This is a genomic window from Actinophytocola algeriensis (genome assembly GCF_014203735.1).
Lineage (GTDB): Bacteria > Actinomycetota > Actinomycetes > Mycobacteriales > Pseudonocardiaceae > Actinophytocola > Actinophytocola algeriensis.
The window spans coordinates 253,335-274,758 of record NZ_JACHJQ010000008.1 but is presented as its reverse complement, the minus strand read 5'-3'; the positions used below and the strand labels follow the sequence as shown (position 1 = coordinate 274,758).

Below are 21,424 nucleotides of genomic sequence, written 5' to 3'. Positions count from 1 at the left end.
GATGAAAGACAGCTCGCGCCGGAGACCGGCGCGCTGGGTGGCCGCGGTCGCGGCGCTCGTGGCCGCGCTCGCGCTCGTCGTCGCGCCGGCCGCGCACCAGCCCGTGGCGCACGCGGACGCCGCGTCCCGCGGCGGGGACTTCGTCCCCTTCACCACGCCACGAAAGATCTGGGACACCCGCACCAACAACGTCAAGCTGAAGGCGGGCGCGACCGCGTCCATCAATGCCGTCAACGTCGGCGGTGTGCCCGCCACCGGGGTCAGCGCCGTCCTCATCCGGCTCACCGCCGCCGCGCCCACCGCCGGGACCTGGCTCACCGCCTACCCCCACAACACCACCCGCCCCGGCGTCTCCATGCTCAACGTCGGGCCCGGGGAGACGCTGTCCAACACCGCTGTCGTGCGGCCAGGGGCCAACGGGCAGATCACGATCTTCAACGCCTACGGTGACACCCACGTCGTCGTCGACGTGCAGGGCTACTTCACCACCTCCACCGGCGCCACCAACGGCGGGTTCGTGCCCGTCACCCAGCGACGGGTCGTCGACACCACGAAGACGACGATCGTCCCCGCCGGTGGGTCGCGCACCTTCGACCTCGCCGCGGGTGGCGTACCCGCGGGCGCGTCCGCGGCGTTCGTCGAGCTGACCGTGCCCTCCAGCGCCACCGCGACCGGCTGGTTCACCGCCACCCCGACCGGCGCGGCCGCATCGACCGTCGGTGTCATCAACTACGAGAACCGGCAGAACTCGGCCACCGGCGCCGTGCTCCCGCTGACCACCGACACCCGCATCACGTTCACCAACAAGGGATCCGCGCCCGCGCACCTCGTCGCCGACATCTTCGGCTACTTCACCAGGACCGCCACCGCGGGCGCCGGGATGCGGCCCGTCACGACCCGCCTCTACAGCGGCACCCTCGGCGCGAACGCCGTCGTCGACGTCCAAGTCGGCGGCACCAACGGCCTGCCGACCCGCGGCATCGCGGGCGCCATGCTGAGCATGCAGGCCGGTGGCGGCACCTCCTACGGCGCCCTGCGCGCCTGGTCCACCGGCGGCACCGAACCCGGCGTCGCGCACACCCAGTACAACGCCACCACCCACCACCGCGCCTCGGTCGTCGTCAAACCCGGCACCGACGGGAAGGTGCGGATCAAGAACTACGGCAGCGCCGCCACCCTCATCTACATCGACCTCGAAGGCTGGTTCTCCGACCCGCAGACCGTCGTCCCGCCGCGGCAGAACACGCCGATCCGGCTGCTGCAGGCCAAGATCCAGCCGGGCCAGAGCCTCGCGACCGTCGAGTACGCCTACGTCGACAACCTCGGCAAGGTCGTCGTCGCACACCAGCCCGACCCCAACAACACCTACGACGTCCAGTACCAGACCATCTCCGGCAACGAAGCGTTCTCCGGGCCGGCCGCGCTGACCCACGGCGCCGCCGGTGTCGTGCAGGTGGCCGCCCAGTACGGCGACGGCGGCGACGTGTGGACCACCCAGCAGACCAAGTCCGACCTGCCGACCTGGACCGCGTTCACCGACCTCGGCGGCTCCATGGCGGCCGCACCCGCCGCCGCCAACCTCACAGGCGGCACCACCGTGCTGTTCGCGGTGGACGCCGACGGCAAGCTGTGGGCGTTCGTCCGCGCTGGCACCACCCCGTACTGGCGCAACCTCGGCGACCAGGACCTCGTCGGCACCCCGTCCACCGCGACCGTCCGCGACGGCGTGCAGGTCTTCGCCCGCACCGCCGCAGGCACGGTCAAGACCCTCGTGTTCCGCGACGACCTCACCGTCACCGCGTGGAGCGACCTCGGCGGCAGCATCGCCGAAACCCCGGCGGCGGTCACCTATCCGGGCTACCGGGTCGGGCTGTTCGCCAGGACGGTCGACGGTGCGGTCATGATGAAGAAACAGGACGCCGCCGGCGCGTTCCCAGCCGGCTGGACCCCCACCGGCCAGACCGGCGTGACCGGCGCCCCGACGGCCGTCATCGACCCGGTCGACGGCCGCACCTGGATCGTCACCCGCGACGAGGGCGGCCAGATCCTGCTGTGGGACGAAACCGCCGCGGGCACCGAGACCTACGAGCTCTACACCGGGTGGTCCGGCAACGTCGACCCGACCGTCGTCGACCCGACCGTGGGCGTGATCTCCGCATCCGGCGGCCAGTCCTGGGTCATCGTGTACCGCGGCGTCAACGGCACACCCCGTGTCGTCCGCGCGGCATACCCCTTCGCCGCCGCGAAGACGGCGACCTTCACCGAACACGCACTGCCCGCGATGAAGTGACCTCCCCGGCCGGTCCCGGCGGCACCCCCGCCGGGACCGGCCACCCGCTGGCGGCGGACGGGCGACAGGCGCTACCGTGTGGTAGAACACGTTCTACTTTCGGTGGTGCTTTCGGCGCGGGGAGGGTGCATGCGGTTCGGGATCGTGCTGTTCACGAGTGACCGCGGGATCACGCCCGCCGCCTGCGCGAAAGCCGCGGAAGACGCCGGGTTCCACTCCTTCTACGTGCCCGAGCACACCCACATCCCCGTCCGCAGGGAAGCCGCGCACCCGCGCACCGGCACCGGCGACCTGCCCGACGACCGCTACCTGCGCACCCTCGACCCCTGGGTGGCGCTCTCGACCGCCGCCGCGGTCACCTCGACCATCCGGCTCGCCACCGCCGTCGCGCTGCCGGTCGAGTCCGACCCGATCACCCTCGCCAAGACGATCGCCAGCCTCGACTTCCTGTCCGGCGGTCGGGTCACCCTCGGCGCCGGGTTCGGGTGGAACACCGACGAGCTCGCTGACCACGGCGTCCCCGCCAAACTCCGGTACACCGCACTGCGCGAGTACGTCGAGGCGATGCGTGCACTGTGGACCGACGACGTCGCGTCCTACGACGGCCGGTTCGTCTCGTTCGGCGGCAGCTGGGCCTACCCGAAACCGGTCCAGGAACACGTGCCGCTGCTCGTCGGCGCGGGTGGCACGGAACGCACGTTCAGCTGGATCGCGGCCAACGCCGACGGCTGGATCACCACCCCGTACGAGACCGACCACGCCGACCGGATGCGGCTGCTGAACAAGCACTGGGCCGACGCGGGCCGCACCGGCGAACCCTACGTCGTCGCGCTCGGCGGACGCGCCGATCCCGAACGGGTGGACCACCTCGCCGCGCTCGGTGTCGACGAGGTGGTCATCGGCGTGCCCGACAAGGACTCCGACGCCGTCCTGGCGTTCATCGCCAAGATGGGCGCCCGGCTACACGGTCAGCCGAACTGACCGACCTCGTAGTCACCCGCGGGCTGCGCGACCAGCACGTTCACCCGGTTGAACGCGTTGATGACCGCGATCACGCCGACCAGCGCCGCGAGCTGCTCCTCGTCGTAGTGCTTGGCCGCGTTCGCCCACACCTCGTCCGGGACACCACCGGCCGCGTCGGCGATGCGGGTGCCCTGCTCCGCCAGTTCCAGCGCGGCACGCTCGGCGTCGGTGAAGACCGTCGCCTCCCGCCAGGTCGCGACCAGGTTCAGCCGCGTCACGTCCTCCCCGGCCGCCAGGGCTTCCTTGGTGTGCATGTCGGTGCAGAACCCGCAGCCGTTGATCTGGCTGGCACGCAACCGCACCAGCTCCTGCGTCGCCGCGGGCAGCGTCGACTCGCCGATGACCCGGCCCGCCGCGGTGACGTGCTTCAGGAACTTCATGGCGAACGGGCTGCCGAACAGGTTCAAACGGGCATCCATGATGGACCGGCCCCTCTGTCGTCGTCGTGGTTACACATCCCCGACGAGGGAGCGCGCCGGAATGTGACCGCTACCGGCTCGTGAACACCGCCACACTGCGCGCCGGGACCGTGAACGCACCCGTGGCGCGGTCATACCCCGACCCGCGCACCACCGGGTCCGCGCCGCCCGCCTGCACCGGGTGCAGCCGGTACCGGGCCCCCGCCTGCCCGGGCACCGGCTGCGTCGTGGCCTCGTCGGAGGCGTTGAACACCACCACGATGCTCTCCCACCTCGGGTCCAGGTCCGGCCCGACCCGGTCGTCGAGCACCATCACGATCACCCCCGGCGCCTGGTCCGGGCCACCGGCCGGGAAACTCACCCGCGCCTGCACCTCCCGCGCCGACCCCAGCCGGAACAGGGGAGAGGAGAACCGGATCCGCAGCAGGTCCAGCGCCTGCCGGTGCGCGGCACGCAGGTCCGGCTGCCCCGGCTCGAGCGCCGGGTCGGCCAGCAACGGACGCATGAAGTCCCACTTGGGCTCGTTGTCCGCACGAGGCGGCAGCCCCGACCCCCACGTCGACTCACGGCCCGTCCAGTCGACGCGGTTGAACCAGTCACCCGAGTTGTAGCTGTTGCGGTCCAACGACTTCGACCGCAACAGGTCCGTGCCCGCGTGCCAGAACGACGGGCCCTGCGCCAGCGCCGTCGTCGCCAGCGCGACCGTGTTCATCCGCACCCGGTCCGCCATCGACGTCGACCGCGGCACCTTGTACTGGATCACGTCGAACAACGTCTCGTTGTCGTGCGCGTCGACGTAGGTGATCGTCTCGGCCGGATCGGCCGCATACCCGGCGGGCTGACCGTTGTAGTCGACCTGCGACCCCGTCACCACCGCGCCGCTGCGGTCGGTGAACCGGTAGTCCCGCAGGTTCCCCGCCAGCCCCACCTTGATCTGGTCCTGGTACAGCAGCAGCCGCGCCCGCTGCTGCTCCGGCGTCCCGTTCACCGCCGCACCGTTCTGGTCGGTGTACAGACCGGTCGCAAACCCCTGGATCCTCGGGTCCTCGTCGAACGGGCCACCGCCACGCACCGCGTCCCGCAACCGGTCCGAGAACGTGCCGATCCCGGTGCCCGCCATGTTCAGCTGCGTCGCCTGCACGAACCGCGCGTCGTTCGCGACCTCGCCGAAGTTCCAGCCCTCGCCGTACAGGAAGACCTTCCTGCCGTCGACACCGTCCTCCTCCGGGGTGAGCCGGTCCAGCGCGGCCCGCACCGCCAGCATGTTCGCCTTGGTGTGGTGGCCCATCAGGTCGAACCGGAAACCGTCCACTTTGTACTCGCGGGCCCACGTGACGACCGAGTCCACCATCAGCTTGCCCATCATCCGGTGCTCGGTCGCCGTGTTCGCGCAACACGTCGACGTCTCGACCGCGCCCGTCGCCGACAGTCGCTGGTAGTAGCCCGGCACGATCCGGTCCAGCACCGAGTGCTCGTCCTGCCCCGACGCCGGGGTGTGGTTGTACACCACGTCCAGCACCACCCGCAGGCCCGCGCCGTTGAGCCCGCCGACCATCTCCCGGAACTCACGGGTGCGCCGCGTGCCGTCCGGGTTCGTGCTGTACGACCCCTCCGGCGTGGTGTAGTGCAACGGGTCGTAGCCCCAGTTGAACCCGTCCGCGTCCCGGACCGGGTCCAGGCACGCCTGCTGGTCCTCGGCCGCCGGACCGTACGACGCGAGGTCGCACGGCGGCGCCTGCTGCTGCGAACGGCGCTCCTCGATCGTCGCGATGTCGTTGACCGGCAACAGGTGCACCGTGTTCAGCCCCGCGCCGGCGAGGTCACGCAACTGCCGCATCCCCGCGCTGTCGCGGTCGGTGAACGCCAGGAACGTGCCGCGGTGCGCCGAGGGCACGGACGTGTCGCCGACCGAGAAGTCCCGCACGTGCAACTCGTAGATCGTCGAGTCCTCCTGGCGGGGGAGCGCGGGCTTGCGCAGCCGGTCCCAGCCCTTCGGCGCCAGCGCCGGATCGTCGAGGTCCACCAGCACCGACCGGGCCGAGTTCGTCGTCAACCCCAGCGAGTACGGGTCGGTGACCACGTTCGTGACGACATCGTCGAGCGCGGGCACGTACACCGTGACCGCGAACGCGTACCGCGCGTCCCGCCAGCCGCGGTCACCCTTCGCGTGCCACACCCCGTCCCCGTCGCGGGTCATCGGGAGCCGCCGCGCACCCAGCACCAGCTCGACGTCCTTCGCCGTCGGCGCCCACAACGCCAGCGACGGCCGACCGAGCCGCCACACCGGACCCAGCCGCTGCCCGGCCGCACCCGCGTACAGGTCGTCGAGCACACCCGGGATCTGCACCCCGGTCACGTCGACCAGCCGCCCGCTCCCGTCGAAGGCCGCGACCGCGAGCTGCCCGGTCAGCAGGTCGCCGACCGCGGTCCTCGGCACCCGCAGCGCCTCGTACGCGGCCAGGTGCGGAAACCGCCCGGCGAGTTCGGCGGGCAACCCCGCCGGGTCCAGCGCCAGCGGCAACGACTCGCCACCCGACACGCCCTCACTCGTGGCGACCAGCCCACCCTCCGGTGCGTGGAACAACCGGAAGTCCGCGGCCCCGGCGGGCACGTCGAACGCGAGCACGTCCCGGCGCAGCCACTGCGCCCGCGCCAACCGCAGATCGGGTGCCCCCACCGCCGACACCGAGACCACGTGCGAGGTCGGGTCGTAGGAGAACGAGACAGGGCCACCCGCCGTCGTGTACGTGATGTCGGCGCCGCCGGGCACACCGCCCGCGCCGTAGTTCTCGTCCCAGGAACCGTTGATGGCGGCCTTGTACTGGTAGGTGCCCGCGGGCAACGTGTACGAGCCCTTCCACCGCCCGTCGGCCGGGTCGAGAACCAGCTGCGCCTGCGCACAGTCCGGTTGCCAGTCGCCCGGGCAGCCCATCTCGCTGTTGTGCGACCCCGGCACCGACACCGCGTTCGGTGCCGCGGTGTGGTCGGCGGCCGCCGGCACCACCGGCGCGACCAGGAGCCCCGCGACGAAGGTGGTGCACACAGTCAGAACCCGGTACCTCGGCACGTCGGCTCCCGGCGCTGGAAGGAAACGGTGGCGGGCACCAGTCCGGCACCCGCCACCGTCGTGTTCAGCTCAAAATATTGCTAGCACGCCCCCAGGTCCAGCCACGACGTCGTGCTGCCCGGCGCCTCCCCGTAGGAGAAGAACGCCGCCAGGATCCACACGTGGCCGTTGTGGCTCACCTCGTCGCCGAAGAAGTACAGCGCCGACGCGCTCCACGCGGTCGTGCCGTCGCACGCCGGCGGCTCACCCGGGTCGCCCGGGTCACCGGGGTCCGGGTCCGCGCCCTCACCGACGTACAGCAGGTTGTTCGGCGAACCCGCGCCCGCGTTCGTCACCTTGCCGATGCTCGCGAAGTCCTTCAGCGCGGTCTGCACCGCGGCAGGCGACGCGTCCGGGTGCGAACCCAGGTACACCGCGGCCGCACCCGCCACGTGCGGGGTCGCCATCGACGTGCCGCTGATCGTGTTCGTCGCGGAGTCGTTGGTGTTCCACGCCGACGTGATGTCCCGGCCCGGCGCGAAGATGTCCGTGCACGAACCGAAGTTCGAGAACGAGGACCGCGCGTCGGTGCGGTCGGTCGAGTTGACCGTGATCGCCTCCGGCGTGCGTGCCGGGGTGAAGTTGCACGCGTCGGCACTCGAGTTGCCCGACGCGATCGCGTACGTCACACCCGAGCTGATCGAGTTGCGCACCGCGTTCTCCAGCGTGGCGTTCGTGCCGGAGGCGCCGAGGCTCATGTTCGCCACGGCCGGCTTCGCCGCGTTCGCGGTCACCCAGTCGATGCCCTGCGCGACACCGGCGAGCGTGCCGGAACCCTGGCAGTTCAGCACCTTCACCGCGACCAGGTCCACGTTCTTGGCCACACCGTGCGCGGTGCCGCCGACCGTGCCCGCCACGTGCGTGCCGTGCCCGTTGCAGTCGGTGTTGTTCGAGTCGACCGTGTTGGTGCCCCACGTCGCCTGCCCACCGAAGTCGGCGTGCGTCGTGCGGATACCGGTGTCGATGATGTACGCGGTCACCCCGTCCCCGGCGTTCGGGTAGGTGTAGCTGCTGTCGAGCGGCAACGTCCGCTGGTCCACCCGGTCCAGCCCCCACGACGGCGGGTTCGGCTGCGTCTCCAGCGCGGAGATCACCCGGTCCTGCTCGACGTAGGCCACCGCCGGATCCGCCGCGGTCCGCTTCGCGTCCGCCTCCGACATCGACGCCGCGTACCCGCGCAAGGCCGACCCGTAGGTGTGGGTGACCTTCGCGTTGTGCGTGGCGGCGACACTCGCGGCCGTGGCCGCCCCGTCCTTGAGCACGACGATGTAGCTGCCCTTGATCGCGCCCTCGGCGTCCGTGCCGAGGATCTTGCCCTCGGCCGCGCTCGCGGTCGTGCCGAAACTCAGGCCCGCCGCGACGACCGCGGCCGCGACAAACCCCACCTTCAACGTCTTGCCGTCCAACGGACGTCTCATGCCCGGTCCTCCTAGCTGCAGGGCGCACACGGCACCCCGCCCTCAGGAGCACCGCGCACGGTCGGACCACCGTGTGGTGATACCTCCACATCCAATCCCACGGATCGGACAAATCTCAACGATCTGGGAACGGGAAGGGCTGAAGGACCCCACAGAACCGCCCGCGTGGCCTAATCAGCACCACAACGGAATCGATCCCGCACCTCACCGGCTCCCGTACGCCCGGATCACCGTCTGCGTCACCGTGTTGCCCGCCGAGTCCGCGGCATGCGCCCGCAGCGACACGAACCGCGCGCTCCTCGGATGCGTGATCTCCACCGTGCCGCCGTCGGCACCGTCCAGGGTCACCGGCACCGGGCGCCACGTGCGGCCGTCGTCGAACGACGCGTCCACCGTCAGCGACGCCAGACCGGCAGGCGGCGCGTTGTACGGGCGCTGGACCGTCACCGGCACCCGGACCTCGTCGGCGGCAGTCGAGTTCCGCCGGTCCAGGTCCGGCGGCGCGAAACGCACCGCCAGCAGCGGCAGACCCACACCGCCCTTCCCCTTCGGCTTCGGGTCCTCGTCCGGTGGGCGCGCCGAGGTGAAGGTCCACACGCACGACACCAACGTCGAGAACTCCGAGACGTCGCTGCGCCGCGAACTCACCTCCAGCCGGTACGACGACGCCGCCGCGGGCACCTCGAACTGACCAAGACCCGGCTGCGCCGTCTCACCGACCAGCACCCCCTCCCGGTACAGCGCCGTGCTCCCGGCGTCCACTTCGGACACGCCGGCGCGGTCGAGACCCGCGTCGCCGTACAGCGGCAGGTTGAACGCGACGACATCCCCCGACCGGGTCGCGAACTCGCCGTCGGTCGTGAAGCCAGGGCCGAACACCGCCGTGTTCCACTCCTCCTCGGTCACCGTCCCCGGCTGGTGGTCCACCACGCCGCCGGTCAGCACCGTCTCCGTGTGCACCTGCTTGTTCACCATCGCCCACTGCTGCAGCTCACCCGACCACCGCACCCCAGCGCCGTCGGTGACGTCGGTGACGTTGTGGAACTCCGTGCGTTCCAACGGCAACCGGAAACCGAACCCGAACCCGTTGCTCACCTGCGCACGCGGCTCCTGCGCCACCCACACCTTCGTGCCCCGCTTGCGATCCGCCTGCGCCCGGTAGACCGCGTGCACCCGCGCCAGCTCGCCGTCCACGACGTGCCGGGTGAACCCGGTCGGCACGTCGCCGTAGCCGAACCAGGACAGGTTGTACGTCACCGCGCTGCGCAGCACGTCCCCCTGCGCGTCCGGCACCGCCCACACCCCGCCCAGGCTCGTGATCATCTCCTCCTCCGGCACCCGCGCGCCGACCTGCCCGACCCCGATCCGGTCGAACGTGTCCCCGAGCACGCCCGTGTTCAGCGAGCTCCTCGGCGTGAACCTGGTGTACGCCACCGCGACCGCCTTCGGCACCACGTTCGCCCGGTCGAACGTCACCGACACCGGCCGTGCCGAACGGGCGTCGAGCACCACCGTCGTGTCGGCCCGCACCTCCACCGTCGGGTGCACCACCTTCGCCGAGTCGAACAACGTGCCACCCGGCCTCGGCGTGCTGATCGCGCCGTCCACGTGGTACCGCCCGGCGCGCACCCGCAACGTCCCCGCATCACCGATCCCCGGCACCGGCCGGAACCGCGACTCGTCGAGACCGAACACGAACGAGTAGTGGGCATCGGTCGGCGCACCCTTCGCGTCCAGCGTCTCGAGCGTCAGGTCGTAGCTCTCCGGCTCCCGGTCCACCGCCACCGGCGTCACCACGCGCCCGCCCGTCTCGTCGCTCGCCGAAACCCACGTCCCGAACGTGCCCTCCGCCGCGGGCACCGCCGTGTCCACCGTGACCGCCACACCCGCCGTCCCGTGCGGAGGCACGGTCACGCTCGACGCGGACAGCCCGAACATCCCCTCCGGCGTGCCCGAAGACAGCGCGAGCCGCAGCGTGCGGGGCTCGTCGCCGTCGTTGTGGTAGGTGATTGTCCTGGTCACGGCCTCGTCGTCCGCGTGCGGCCAGCTCATCCGGCCCACCGACACGGTCGCAGGCTCGGCCACCACGTCCTGCCCGACCGCACGCGCCACGTCCACCCGGCCCGCACCCTGCTCGTACACACCCTCGGCACCCGGCTCCGCCGCACCGACCAACGCCGCCTTCAGCCGCGCACCCGTCCACTCCGGATGCCGCTGCGCCAGGATCGCCGCCGACCCCGACACGTGCGGCGTCGCCATCGACGTGCCGCTGATCGCCACGTACCGGTCACCGCGCTTGCCCCGCGTCGAGTACCGGGACCGCGCCGCCGTGATCTCCACCCCCGGCGCGGTGATCTCCGGCTTCAACGCCGCGTCGTGCACCCGAGGCCCCCGGCCGGAGAAACTCGCGAGCGCGTCCTGGTCGTCCACCGCACCCACGGCCAGCGCCGCGTCGGCGCTCGCGGGGGAGGAGACCGTCTCCGCGCCGTAACCACCGTCGTTGCCCGCCGCGACCACGAACAACGTGCCGTGCTCGGCACTGAGCCGTTCGACCGCCAGCTCGAGCGGGTCGTCGGCCGCGGTGTCCGGGCCGCCCAGGCTCAGGTTCACGACCTTCGCGCCCTGCCCGACGGCCCACTCCATCCCCGCCAGGATCGCCGACTCCGGACAGCCCGCACCCCCGCACACCTTGCCCACCAGCAGCTTCGCGCCCGGCGCGACACCCTTGTACTTGCCGCCCGACGCCGCGCCCGTGCCCGCGATCGTCGACGCCACGTGCGTGCCGTGCCCGTCCGTGTCCCGCACCCCGTGCCCGGACGTGAAGTTCTTCGTGGCCGTGATCTGCCTGCGCAGATCCGGGTGCGTGTCGTCGATCCCGGTGTCCAGTACCGCCACCGGCACACCAGAGCCCGTGAACCCGGCGTCCCACGCCGCCGGGGCACCGATCTGCGGCACGCTCACGTCCAGGCTCGGGTGCCGCAGCCCGTCCAGCCAGATCCGGCCGCGGTGCGCGGCCCAGAAACCGGCCGCGGTGTCCTTGGGCTGGCTGACCGCCACAGCGTCCACAGTGGACAACCGGGCGGTGACGGTCGCGTCCGCGCCCGCCTGCCCACCCTGCACGATCAACGGGATGTCGGCGCGCCCGGCGTCGCCGTACCCGTCCCGCAGCAACGCCGCCACGTCGAACAACCGCCGGTCGACCTGCCCCGTCCGCACCGCGGCCCACGCGTCCCCCGGCACCACCAGCAAGGAGTCGTCCACCGCCGTCGTCGCGAAGTGCACGTGCTCCCGGCCCGCCGCCGGTCGCACCTGCGGCACCAGCTGCGCGCCGACCCGCCGCACGGTCACGTGGTCGCCGGTGACCAACGTGACCGCGCCGAGGAACTCGCTCGCCGCACCGGCAACGGGCGCCACCGGCGCAGCGGACACAGCGGGCGCGGGAGCGCCGCCGCCCGCGACCACCGCCGCGAGCAGGACCATCGACAGCTTCGCCCCGACCGGCATGGCGCCTCCCGGCTTGTGTGGTTCTTTCAAACAAGCCGGTCGCCGCCACGCCGTCAAGCCGCCGAAAGGCGTGACCAGCACGGTGAGTGCCGACCAGTGCCGATCAGAGCCGGAACGCCCGCCCTTTGTACGTCTCTTGTACCTCCGGTTGCCACCATCCCGCGCAACGGACGAACGGAGCGTGCTGATGAACCGGTACACGAGGCGCCAACTGCTCACCCGCGGTCTGGCGGCGGGCACGGCGCTCGCCGTGCCTGCCCTGGCCGGCACACAGACCGCCGCGGCCACCACCGCGCTGGCGACCGTCGACATGGAGCTGGTGCTGCTCGCCTGCCAGGTCGACCCGCCCAAGGCGGGCACCGGCACCACACCGGGCTGCGAGTCGCACGTCCTCGCCGTCGAACAAGCACTGCACGCCAAGGGACTTCTCGCGTCCGCCCAGACCGACGGGCACTACGGCACGTCCACACTCGACGCGTACGCCGCCTGGCAGCGCAGCCTCGGCTTCTCCGGCCTCGACGCCAACGGCGTCCCCGGCCGCACCTCACTGACCCAGCTGGGCTCCGGCCGGTTCGACGTGACCCGCACGGTCACCGTCGGGTCCCGCACCGCCTCCTACGGCGGCAAACGCGTCAACACCAGGACCGCGGACATGCTCCGCGCCGCCGACGGCATGCTCTCCTGGAGCCTCACCCTGACCCAGGGCTCGTACACGTCGAGCAACCCCGACTCCGCGGGCACCCACGACGGCGGCGGCGTCGTCGACATCAGCGTCAGCAGCCTCACCACCACCCAGCGGTGGCAGACCGTCCGCGCACTGCGCACCGTCGGGTTCGCCGCGTGGCTGCGCACCCCCAGCGACGGGTTCGCCTACCACATCCACGCCAACGGCATCTCCGACCCGGACATGTCCCGGCCGGCCCGCAACCAGGTCAACGACTACTACTTCGGCCGCAACGGCCTCGCCAACAACGCCGCCGACAACACCCCGGAGGCCTACCGCGTCGCCCTCACGTGGTGGGAGAAGTACAAGCGGAGCTGAACAGCACACCCGGGACAGGCCCGCCGTCGGTGGGCCTGTCTTCTCATGCCGGCAGATGCTCCTCGGCCCAGTCGGAGATCTGGCCCAGCACCGGGATCAACGCGCGCCCCGCGTCCGTCAGCTCGTAGGTCACCGCGACCGGCGGCCCCTCCAGGACCGTCCGCTTCACCAGACCCGCCTCCGCGAGCGTCGTCAACCGCTCCGACAGCACCGAGTCGCTCACCTTGCCGATCGCGCGGGACAGCTCCCGGTACCCGGCCGCGCCGTGGCCCAGCTGCCCGAGCAGCAACCCCGTCCACCGCGTGCCCAGGATGGCGAACGCGCGCGTCAGCGCGGCGTCGCCGCGTACGCAGTCCTCGTCAGCCATGCCCAGGAGCCTAACAGCCCTAGTTGCTAGCTTTTTCGAAGTGGCTATTGTGGAAGAAGTCACTTCTCCTGGAGGAGCTTCATGAAGATCGGATTCACGCTGCCGCAGACCGGGACCGTCGCCTGGCAGGCCGACCAGGTCGCGCGGTACGCGAGCGAGGTCGAGCAGCTCGGCGGAGACAGCCTGTGGGTGATCGACCGACTGCTGTCCCCGCCGAACCCGGTGATCGGCTACAACGGCGCCGACACGTTCCCCGAGGAGTTCCGCGCCATCCTCGACCCGTTCGCGCTGCTGGCCGTCGCCGCCACCGCCACCGAACGCGTCCTGATCGGCAGCAACATCCTCAACACGCCCTGGTACCCACCCGCGCTGCTCGCCAGGACCCTCACCACGCTCGACGTCCTCAGCGGCGGCAGGCTCGTGCCCGGCCTCGGCGTCGGCTGGTCACCCGAGGAGTACGACGCCGTCGGGGTCCCCATGGCCGAACGCGGCGCCCGGCTCGACGAGACCCTCGACGCGCTCGACCGGCTGTGGACCGAGGACCCCGCGTCCTACGAGGGCAAGCACGTGCGGGTGCCCGAGACCCGTGCCGCGCTGAAGCCGGTCCGCAAGCCGCCGGTCTACCTCGCCGGGTTCGCGCCGGCGTCCATGCGGCGGGTGGCGCGCCGTGCCGACGGGTGGCTGCCCGCGGTCGTGCTGCCGGGCACCGTCGACCTCGACGGCGCCGTGAACCAGCCCCTGGCCGCGATCCGCGCCATGGCCGCCGAGGCCGGCCGCGACCCGGGCGCGCTGGACATGATCCTGCGGATCTACCCGACCGTGCGCACCGGCTCGGTCGTCGACGACGTGACCGACGTGATCAAACGCGTCGAAGGCGAGACCGAGGTGCGGCACGTGCTCGTCGACCTGATGTACCAGGCAGACGACATCGACACGCTCCTCAAGCAGGTCCAGGGAATCCTGTCGGCGGCCCGCCCGGCCTAGCGCCTACCGGAGTTGCTGGAGCTGGATCAGGTTGCCGCACGTGTCGTCCAGCACCGCGGTGATCACCGTGTCCATCTCCAGCGGCTCCTGCGTGAACCGCACCCCGAGGTCGGTCAGCCGCTTGAACTCCGCGTTCGCGTCGTCCACCGCGAACGCGGCGGCCGGGATGCCGTCGGCGACCAGCGCGTCCTTATACGGCCCCACCGCGGGATGGTCACCGGGCTCCAGCAACAGCTCGGTGCCGTCGGGGTTCTCCGGCGACACCACGGTCAGCCACCGGGCGGTGCCCAGCGGGATGTCGTGCTTCTTCACGAAACCCAGCACGTCGGTGTAGAAGCGCTCCGCCTTGGCCTGGTCGTCGACGAAGACGCTCGTCAGATGGATCCTCATGGTGTGCTCCCCGGTGGTGTCGGCCTGAGCCATCGCGTGACGACGTGCTCGAGCGGTTCGGTGTTCAGGTCGTGGAACTTGTAGCGGCCCTCGCGTCGCGTGCGGACCAGGTCCGCGGCCTCCAGCACGGCGAGGTGCTGGCTGACCGCCTGACGCGTCAGCCCGAGACCGTGGTCGGTCGCCAGCCGCGCGCAGATCTCGAACAGGGTCTGGCCGTCCCGCTCCACCAGCCCATCGAGGATGCGCCTGCGGGTGGGATCGGCCAGTGCCTTGAACAGATCCTCTTCCATGACCACACCATAGGCAAGTGAACACTTGCCTGACAAGTCGGGGTCGGGCGATGCGGTGCGGAACCGGACGCGCACCTGGCGCTGAGCCCGTTGCGGCGAGGCGCTAATCTCCGCCGACGAAACCTGGGGATGGTGGGAATGCTGTACTTCGGTGGCCTCTTCGGTGTGCTCACGTTCGGCCTGTGGCTGTTCTGCCTCGTCGACGTCATCACCACGAACGACGGCGACGTCCGCAACCTGCCCAAGATCGGCTGGCTGCTGATCGTGCTGTTCTTCCCGCTGGTCGGCTCGATCGCCTGGCTGGTCGCCGGCAGGCCGGCGCGGGCGGTCGCCCGGCCGAGGCACCTGGAACGCGACATGCCCGCGTACCCCGAGTACGACCGGCCAGGCCGGTTCGCGGCGACCGACGCCGAGGCGGACGCGGAGTTCTTGCGCCGCTGCCGGGAACGTGCCGAGGAGCAGCGGCGCAAGGCCCGTGACACCGACCAGTAGCCGCTACTCGGGAATGGCGTACCCGTGCTCGACGATCATCGTCGCCATCCCGGCGTACACGTCCTTGCCCGGCGGGGCGAACGTGGCGAGGCCGTCGACGTAGCGGTTGTACATGCAGAACGCCGCCGCGATCAGCACCGTGTCGTGGATCTCGAGGTCGACCGCGCCCTCGGCGCGGGCCGCCTCGACCAGGTCCGGGGTGACCTTGCGGCCCGACTCCTGCACGGCGCCCGCGATGCGCAGCAGGGCACGCAGCTTCGAGCTGACCGGGGCGCTGTCGAGGTCCGCGCGGACCTGGTCCACGAGGTCCATGCCGTCGGCGAGCTGCGCGGCCGCGAACGCCGAGTGCGACGAGCAGCAGAAGGTGCACTCGTTGAGGCCCGACACGTACGCCGCGATCAGCTCCCGCTCACCCCGGGTCAGCGGGTGCGGTTCCTTGCGCAGCAACACCTCCGCCAGCTCGTTCAACGGGTTCCCCGTCTCCGGGCGGTATTTCATGGGGCCGGTGATGCCCGGGTACCTGGTCTCGTCGAGGCCGAGATCGATGTGCGCCATGGCCCAAACCGTAGTCACGGCACGGGTTTCACGACAGAGCGGACAAGCAGGGCTCAGCACGTGATCCAGCGCCGCGCCGCCGGGTGGGCGACGCGACGCGTGCGATCGGGTCAACCGCTGCCGCAGGAGACGGTCGGCCAGTTCCAGTTGCCGTTGTGCCGGATGGTGACGCCCCAGTTGTTGCCGTTGCCGTTCGGCGTGCCGACCATCTGCTGGGCGGAGGGCCAGGTGGCGTTGACGTTCCAGGTCGCGATGATCGTCGCGGGCGACGGGACGTTCATCGTCACGGTCCAGTTGCTCGACCCGGACACCGCGACGTTCAGGTTGTAGCGGTCGGACCACGAGTCGCCGGCGGACAGCGTCGCGGTGCAACCGCCTCCGCCTCCGCCTCCGCCTCCGCCACCACCGCCCCCGCCACCACCGCCGCTACCCAGGGTGATGTTGGAGCTGCCGCTGCTCTGGTACCCCTCGGTGGCCATGATCATGTAGTCGTGGGTGCCGAGGCTCATGCCATTGCGGGCCCACGCGTCGAAATGGTTCCCGGACGTGATCGTGCCGCCGGTTTTCTTCTGCTGCCGGACGCTCCAGTACTGGTTGAAAGTCCGCGTGCCGTCGATCGACGGGGCGTTGTAGCGGGTGGTCTGGTAGATGTCGTAGGTGCCGCCGTCACTGGTGACCGTGCCCTTGTACGTTCCGGTCGGCCGGTAGGTGCCCCAGTTGTCGACGATGTAGTACTCGACGAGCGGGTTCCGCGTCCAGCCGTACAGCGTCAGATAGGCGTTGCCGGACGGGTTGAAGCTGCCGGAGTAGGTGACGCTCCGGCGGCCACCCGTCTGCCAGCCCTTGCCCGCCACGAAATTTCCGGTGTTGCGCCAGGACGTCGAGTAGTTGCCACCGGAGCCGAGGTCCATCGAGACCGTGCCCTGGCTGTCGGTCCAGAATGAATAGAAGTAACCGCCGTGGTTCCCCGTCTGATTGGTGGTAATCGCGTTGGCGATACCGGGTGGGAGTAATATCGAGAACACCAGCGTCAGTATCGCGGAGAACGCGAATGCGAGCCGGTGTCCACGTCTTTTCGGGCGCACGAAAGTGCCGTTCATGTGCGTACTTCCTCTTCGCTGAGGAGGGTGTCGCTGAAAAAGTATGAGTAGCCCGCTGATGAACTGTCAACAATTTTCGGAAATGTTTCGGAACCCTCGGAATGCGAAACATTCCGAAACTACCGGCACCGTTCTGGTCCACCGTTCCGGCTCACAGGGCCAACCGCGGCCACCCGGCCGTGTCGCGCAGGAGTTGCCGGTCGTGCGTCGCGACGACCACCGCCGCCCGCGTGGCGCCGAGTGCGGCGGTCAGCTCGTCGACCAGGGTGGCCGACAGGTGGTTGGTCGGCTCGTCGAGCAGCAGCACGTGCGGCCGCTCGGCCAGCACCAGCGCCAGATCGAGGCGCCGCCGTGCGCCGACCGACAGGTCGGCCACCGGACGGTGTGTGTCGCGGCGGTCCAGCAGACCGAGCGCGCCCAGCCCCGGCGACGACACCCCGGCGCGGGCGACCCGCTCGTCGTACAGCTCGACAGCGGTACGCCCGCCCTGCGGGGCCGACTCCTGACCCAGCCACCCCACCCGCACGTTCCTGGCGTGCCTGACCTGGCCGGTGTCCGGTGCCAGCGCACGAGCAAGCACAGCCAGCAGCGTCGACTTGCCCGCGCCGTTGGGGCCGGTGACCACCAGCCGGTCGCCGGAGTCCAGTGCCACGTCGACCGGTGTCAGGAGGCGCCCCGCCACCGACACACCGTCGGCGCGCACGAGGGTCGCCCCCGTGGGCAGCTCCGGCATCGTGAACCGTTGCGGCGGCGGCGGAATCGCCACCACGTGGGCCGCCAGTTCCTCCTGGCGCCGGTGCACCGCCCGCACCAGACCGGGTGCGCGGGTCGCACGTGTGTGCTTGCCGTGGCCCTTGTCCGGCCGCCAGTTGTCCCGCAACCGGTTCTGCGCCGCGGACAGGTCGTCGGCCAGCCGCTGCTTCTCGGCGACCTGCTCGGCGTGCAGCGCCTCCCAGCGGGCCCGTTCCGCGCGGCGGCCCTCGACGTGACCGGCGTAGCCGCCGCCGTACACCCTCGGCCTGCCGTCACTGGACGGGTCGAGGTCGACCACGGTGGTCGCCACGTCCGCGAGCAGCGCCCGGTCGTGGCTGACCAGCACGACCACACCCGGGTAGGCCCGCAACCGGTCGGTGAGGTGGGCCAGCCCGCCCGCGTCGAGGTGGTTGGTCGGCTCGTCGAGCAACAGCACGGCGTGCCCCGCGCCGAGCAGGCACGCCAGCCGGACCCGGTGCCGCTGCCCGACCGACAGCGTGCCGAGCGGCCGGGCGCGGTCGTCGACGGCGTTCAGCGCGGCCAGCGAGATCTCGACCCGCCGGTCGGCGTCCCACGCGTCCAGCGCCTCGGCCGCCGCGAGCGCGGCGGCGTACTCCTCGTCGGCGCCGGGTTCTGCTTCGGTGAGCGCGTCCGTGGCGCGGTCGAGCCGGGCCAGCGCACCACGCACGGCCGCCAGCTCGAGGTCGACGAGGTCACCGACGGTCTCGGCCGGGCCGAGCGGGAGCTGCTGGTCGGCCACCCCGACCGAACCCGCGCGGCGCACCTCGCCCCGGTCGGCGGGCAGGTCACCGGCGAGCACCCGCAACAAGGTGGTCTTGCCACGCCCGTTCTCCCCGACGACGGCGACCCGGTCACCCGCGGCGGCGACGAGATCGACCCCGGCGAGCACGGGCCGCCCACCGAAAGAGACGTGGACTCCGGTCGCGCGGACGTGCGCCGAGCGCGCAGGGGCGAGCGAAAGATGGGACGACATGACGGAACTGCCTCCAGCAAGAGGTGATGAGCAGGAAAGGACGAATGCCGGCGCCGCGGTCCGCGGAGCCGGTGGAGGCGTCGTCCCTCAGAGGAAGAGCAGTTGCTGCATCACGTCGGTCAGGGTAGATCAACCCGGGCGAACCGGTCATCCGGATTTCCGCCGGGGGCGTACCAGCCCGCGGCGAGCACCCGCCGGGTCGTGACCGCACGGTGTGCGGTCAGAAGCATTCGGTCCCGAGCGCGGCCGAGTAGTCGTCGCCGACGTCGTTGCCGATCTCGACGCCGTCCGCGGTCACGTCGATGATGAGGTTGTCGACGCCGAACTCGCAGGTCAGCGTGAACGGGGTGCGGGCGCCGCCGTCCTCGGGCACACCGGTGCCGGTCACCTTCACGGTGCCCGGCCTGCGGACGACGAGCTCGATGCCGGTCCTCGTGGCCGGGAAGTGGGCCTCGGGGTGGGTCACGATCGTCCACGCGATGTCGGTCACCTCCTCGAGGCTCCGGACGGTGGAGTCGTCGGAGATGTCGAACGGGCAGCCGGGCGGCCTGGCCCGCGTGTGCGTCGCGCACCTGTCGACGCTGGCGTTCACCGCTTCCTGCGCGGCCGCGGCGCCCGCGTCGGTCAGCGTGTAGGCCGCGGTGACCCGCACGGCCCCGTCGTTGAACGCGGTCGGCGGGACGACGAGCAGCGGCTGGTCGAACGCGAGCCGCTCCCGGAGGCTGGGGTACAGCTCGTACACGCCGGGGAACAGCAGCAGCGGCACCACCTGGGTCGTCACGTCCCGGTCCGCGGCCTGCCGCACGGCACCCAGCTCGACGACGTCGAGGTCACCCACCGCCAGGTCCACCTTGACGAACGGCGACTCCATGGTCCAGCCGTCGTCACCCTTCACGAGGTGGAAACGGCCCTGCCGCGCGATGTCCCCGGCCCGGAACGTGACGTCGACGTCCGCCTCGTCCTCGCGCACGTTCCGCTCCACGACCGCGTCGACCGTCCAGTCGTCGGCGAGGGCGTCCGCCGACAAGAACCGCAGCCGGTCCTCCTCGTCGTCGGGTTCCCCGGCGATCTCCAGCGCCGCCTGCGCGTCACCGGACCGGATGGCGTCCAGATAGGACTGGACGACGTCCCTGGGACCCTGCCCGCCGACCGACACCGCGACGATCGTCCCCACGACCGCGACGACAACCAGCCCGGCGACGAGACTCACCGGCTTGCGGTGCAGCCCGACCCACCGCCACCACGCCGGCACGGTTCCCCCGACCGGGGGCGGGGTGGCGGAAGTGGACTCGCCGGACGCCGGATCACCGGGAGCGGCGCCGTCGGAGGGCTCGTCAGCGGGCTCGACCGGCTCGTCGGCGGGGGAGACGCCCTCGGAGGCAGGCGCGCCATCGGCGGGCGCGACGTCGGCGGCGGAGTCCTCCGGGACCTCATCGGACGAGGCGGTAGACGGCGCGTCGGCGCCCGAAGCGGTGTCGTCGGCGGGAAGGTCTTCCGGCGAGGTGGCGTCGGTGGGTGCGGCGTCCCCATCCTCGGCGGGGTGGGCCGGTTCGGTGCCGGGCATGGGCTGGGGCTCCGTGGGGTTCGTCATGTGTCGCGCCTGCAGGTGTCGAAGTCGCCCAGGTTGGGGTCACCCGATCCCGCGAACGGGGTCAGCTCGACCTCGCCCCGGGCGTCGACCGTGGCCCGGAGGCCCGTCAGGTCGATCTCGCAGTTGACCGTGAACGTGGTCGGGTTGCCGTCGGTGTCCTCCCCGCTGCCGCTGAGCGCCACCGAACCAGGCGACGTGACGCTCAGCGCGAACGCCGGGCTGAACTCCTGCGAACGGTCGTCGGTCATCGTCACCACCGGGTAGGTCGAGACCTTCCACGTGAGCCCGTGCAGGTCGCTCACCCGCTTGCCGTCGGGAGTGTCGATGTCGCCGTCTGTCGCGAATGGACAGTCGCCGTACGGGGCCGGGGTGGTGAACGTGGCGCACTCGTCGATGCGTTCGTCCACCGCCTTCCGCAGCCGTTCGACGGTGTCCTTCGCGGGTGTCAGTGTGGACGGCACGACCAGGATCTCGTCGGGGTCCTCGCTCGGGAACGCCGCCACGGCACCGGTCCTCTGCGTGTCCACCACGCCCGGCACGGAACCGTAGAACCGGTAGATCCCCGGGAACAGGTCGTAGGACTCGAAACCGTTGGAGTCGGCCGGTTTCGGCACCACCTTGTCGTTGACCCGGACGTAGGACACGGGCGACGCCGGGAACCGCACCGTCACGAACGGATCCCACAGGGTCCACTCGTCGTCGTACTCGTTCACCTCGAACTCACCCTCCGCGGTGCCACCGGGACCGGCGATCACGGCCTTGACCCGCGCCGACGAGCTGTACTCGCGGCCGACCTCCGTCACCGACACCACCCACCAGTCGTCGCTGATCGCGTCCGGGGTGAGGAACGCCGCGGTGTCGCCGTAGGGCACGTCGGACACGAACTCGAGCGCGCCGTCGACGTCCTTCTCCGCGATCGCCGAGAGGTACGCCTCGACCGTCTCCTCCGGGTCGCGGCTCGTCGCCACCGCCACGGTGATCCACACCGCGACCACGGCGCCGATCAGGCCGAACACGATCGGCGCGACGAAGCGCCGGCGGGGTTCCCGCACCGGAAGCGCGCCGGGCCGCGACGACTCCACTTCGGACTCCTCACCGTCAGGTCA

The 21,424-nt window shown here is 71.2% G+C and carries 17 protein-coding genes; 5 read left to right on the top strand and 12 right to left on the bottom strand.

All coding sequences use genetic code 11. The features are described from left to right. The first annotated feature begins 1 nt into the window (after position 1). Entirely contained in the window at positions 2–2,290 is a 2,289-nt protein-coding gene (locus tag FHR82_RS34895; protein ID WP_184814875.1) for a PLL family lectin, read from the top strand. A 129-nt stretch (positions 2,291–2,419) separates the two neighbouring features. Beyond that, entirely contained in the window at positions 2,420–3,271 is an 852-nt protein-coding gene (locus FHR82_RS34890; RefSeq protein WP_184814874.1) for an LLM class F420-dependent oxidoreductase, read from the top strand. Here FHR82_RS34890 and FHR82_RS34885 read toward each other — a convergent pair. The 4 genes from FHR82_RS34885 to FHR82_RS34870 form a co-directional block, all read right to left on the bottom strand. After that, positions 3,259–3,732, bottom strand: coding sequence for a carboxymuconolactone decarboxylase family protein (locus FHR82_RS34885; protein WP_184814873.1), 474 nt, complete (start codon positions 3,730–3,732; stop codon positions 3,259–3,261). The genes FHR82_RS34890 and FHR82_RS34885 overlap by 13 nt on opposite strands. A gap of 70 nt (positions 3,733–3,802) precedes the next feature. After that, a complete protein-coding gene (pulA, locus tag FHR82_RS34880; protein WP_221464662.1) occupies positions 3,803–6,775 on the bottom strand; it encodes a pullulanase-type alpha-1,6-glucosidase in 2,973 nt (990 codons plus the stop codon). A gap of 104 nt (positions 6,776–6,879) precedes the next feature. After that, entirely contained in the window at positions 6,880–8,256 is a 1,377-nt protein-coding gene (locus tag FHR82_RS34875; RefSeq protein ID WP_184814872.1) for a S8 family serine peptidase, read from the bottom strand. A gap of 204 nt (positions 8,257–8,460) precedes the next feature. After that, on the bottom strand, positions 8,461–11,760 hold the full coding sequence (locus tag FHR82_RS34870) for a S8 family peptidase (RefSeq protein ID WP_184814871.1): 3,300 nt from the start codon (positions 11,758–11,760) through the stop codon (positions 8,461–8,463). 187 nt (positions 11,761–11,947) lie between these two features. On the opposite strand from FHR82_RS34870, the gene FHR82_RS34865 reads away from it, so the two are divergent. Further along, positions 11,948–12,802, top strand: coding sequence for a peptidoglycan-binding protein (locus FHR82_RS34865; protein ID WP_184814870.1), 855 nt, complete (start codon positions 11,948–11,950; stop codon positions 12,800–12,802). A gap of 43 nt (positions 12,803–12,845) precedes the next feature. Here FHR82_RS34865 and FHR82_RS34860 read toward each other — a convergent pair whose 3' ends face one another. Continuing rightward, positions 12,846–13,169 carry a winged helix-turn-helix transcriptional regulator gene (locus FHR82_RS34860; protein ID WP_184814869.1) on the bottom strand — a complete coding sequence of 108 codons (324 nt, stop codon included), beginning with the start codon at positions 13,167–13,169 and terminating at the stop codon, positions 12,846–12,848. Positions 13,170–13,250: 81 nt separating this feature from the next. Here FHR82_RS34860 and FHR82_RS34855 point away from each other — a divergent pair, with 81 nt between their 5' ends. Then, positions 13,251–14,153 carry a TIGR03619 family F420-dependent LLM class oxidoreductase gene (locus FHR82_RS34855; protein ID WP_184814868.1) on the top strand — a complete coding sequence of 301 codons (903 nt, stop codon included), beginning with the start codon at positions 13,251–13,253 and terminating at the stop codon, positions 14,151–14,153. Between the two features lie 3 nt (positions 14,154–14,156). On the opposite strand, the gene FHR82_RS34850 is transcribed toward FHR82_RS34855, so the two are convergent. Both FHR82_RS34850 and FHR82_RS34845 read right to left on the bottom strand, forming a co-directional pair. Next, positions 14,157–14,543: a VOC family protein gene (locus tag FHR82_RS34850; RefSeq protein WP_184814867.1), complete on the bottom strand. Its 387-nt coding sequence runs from the start codon at positions 14,541–14,543 to the stop codon at positions 14,157–14,159. Continuing rightward, the gene (locus tag FHR82_RS34845) at positions 14,540–14,833 is read right to left on the bottom strand and encodes an ArsR/SmtB family transcription factor (RefSeq protein WP_184814866.1); all 294 of its coding nucleotides are present in this window, start codon (positions 14,831–14,833) and stop codon (positions 14,540–14,542) included. The genes FHR82_RS34850 and FHR82_RS34845 overlap by 4 nt, the downstream gene beginning before the upstream one ends. Before the next feature lie 138 nt (positions 14,834–14,971). On the opposite strand from FHR82_RS34845, the gene FHR82_RS34840 reads away from it, so the two are divergent. Then, complete coding sequence (locus FHR82_RS34840; RefSeq protein ID WP_184814865.1) at positions 14,972–15,325, top strand: PLD nuclease N-terminal domain-containing protein; 354 nt, start codon at positions 14,972–14,974, stop codon at positions 15,323–15,325. A 3-nt stretch (positions 15,326–15,328) separates the two neighbouring features. Here FHR82_RS34840 and FHR82_RS34835 read toward each other — a convergent pair whose 3' ends face one another. The 5 genes from FHR82_RS34835 to FHR82_RS34815 form a co-directional block, all read right to left on the bottom strand. Beyond that, positions 15,329–15,880: a carboxymuconolactone decarboxylase family protein gene (locus FHR82_RS34835; RefSeq protein ID WP_184814864.1), complete on the bottom strand. Its 552-nt coding sequence runs from the start codon at positions 15,878–15,880 to the stop codon at positions 15,329–15,331. A gap of 110 nt (positions 15,881–15,990) precedes the next feature. Further along, positions 15,991–16,980 (bottom strand): endo-1,4-beta-xylanase XynA, encoded by a 990-nt coding sequence (gene xynA / locus FHR82_RS34830; protein ID WP_184814863.1) that lies wholly within the window; start codon positions 16,978–16,980, stop codon positions 15,991–15,993. 151 nt (positions 16,981–17,131) lie between these two features. After that, positions 17,132–18,727, bottom strand: a complete 1,596-nt coding sequence (locus FHR82_RS34825) for an ABC-F family ATP-binding cassette domain-containing protein (RefSeq protein ID WP_184814862.1) — start codon at positions 18,725–18,727, stop codon at positions 17,132–17,134. Between the two features lie 220 nt (positions 18,728–18,947). Next, positions 18,948–20,318 carry a hypothetical protein gene (locus tag FHR82_RS34820; protein ID WP_184814861.1) on the bottom strand — a complete coding sequence of 457 codons (1,371 nt, stop codon included), beginning with the start codon at positions 20,316–20,318 and terminating at the stop codon, positions 18,948–18,950. Beyond that, the gene (locus FHR82_RS34815; protein WP_184814860.1) at positions 20,315–21,400 is read right to left on the bottom strand and encodes a hypothetical protein; all 1,086 of its coding nucleotides are present in this window, start codon (positions 21,398–21,400) and stop codon (positions 20,315–20,317) included. Before FHR82_RS34815 ends, FHR82_RS34820 begins: the two co-directional genes overlap by 4 nt. Positions 21,401–21,424: the final 24 nt, after the last annotated feature.

Bases quoted from the DNA above. Each gene is read 5' to 3' on its own strand.
- FHR82_RS34895 (WP_184814875.1), top strand. From the start codon at position 2: ATGAAAGACAGCTCGCGCCGGAGACCGGCGCGCTGGGTGGCCGCGGTC.
- FHR82_RS34890 (WP_184814874.1), top strand. From the start codon at position 2,420: ATGCGGTTCGGGATCGTGCTGTTCACGAGTGACCGCGGGATCACGCCC.
- FHR82_RS34885 (WP_184814873.1), bottom strand. From the start codon at position 3,732: ATGGATGCCCGTTTGAACCTGTTCGGCAGCCCGTTCGCCATGAAGTTC.
- FHR82_RS34875 (WP_184814872.1), bottom strand. From the start codon at position 8,256: ATGAGACGTCCGTTGGACGGCAAGACGTTGAAGGTGGGGTTTGTCGCG.
- FHR82_RS34870 (WP_184814871.1), bottom strand. From the start codon at position 11,760: ATGCCGGTCGGGGCGAAGCTGTCGATGGTCCTGCTCGCGGCGGTGGTC.
- FHR82_RS34865 (WP_184814870.1), top strand. From the start codon at position 11,948: ATGAACCGGTACACGAGGCGCCAACTGCTCACCCGCGGTCTGGCGGCG.
- FHR82_RS34860 (WP_184814869.1), bottom strand. From the start codon at position 13,169: ATGGCTGACGAGGACTGCGTACGCGGCGACGCCGCGCTGACGCGCGCG.
- FHR82_RS34855 (WP_184814868.1), top strand. From the start codon at position 13,251: ATGAAGATCGGATTCACGCTGCCGCAGACCGGGACCGTCGCCTGGCAG.
- FHR82_RS34850 (WP_184814867.1), bottom strand. From the start codon at position 14,543: ATGAGGATCCATCTGACGAGCGTCTTCGTCGACGACCAGGCCAAGGCG.
- FHR82_RS34845 (WP_184814866.1), bottom strand. From the start codon at position 14,833: ATGGAAGAGGATCTGTTCAAGGCACTGGCCGATCCCACCCGCAGGCGC.
- FHR82_RS34840 (WP_184814865.1), top strand. From the start codon at position 14,972: ATGCTGTACTTCGGTGGCCTCTTCGGTGTGCTCACGTTCGGCCTGTGG.
- FHR82_RS34835 (WP_184814864.1), bottom strand. From the start codon at position 15,880: ATGGCGCACATCGATCTCGGCCTCGACGAGACCAGGTACCCGGGCATC.
- xynA (WP_184814863.1), bottom strand. From the start codon at position 16,980: ATGAACGGCACTTTCGTGCGCCCGAAAAGACGTGGACACCGGCTCGCA.
- FHR82_RS34825 (WP_184814862.1), bottom strand. From the start codon at position 18,727: ATGTCGTCCCATCTTTCGCTCGCCCCTGCGCGCTCGGCGCACGTCCGC.
- FHR82_RS34820 (WP_184814861.1), bottom strand. From the start codon at position 20,318: ATGACGAACCCCACGGAGCCCCAGCCCATGCCCGGCACCGAACCGGCC.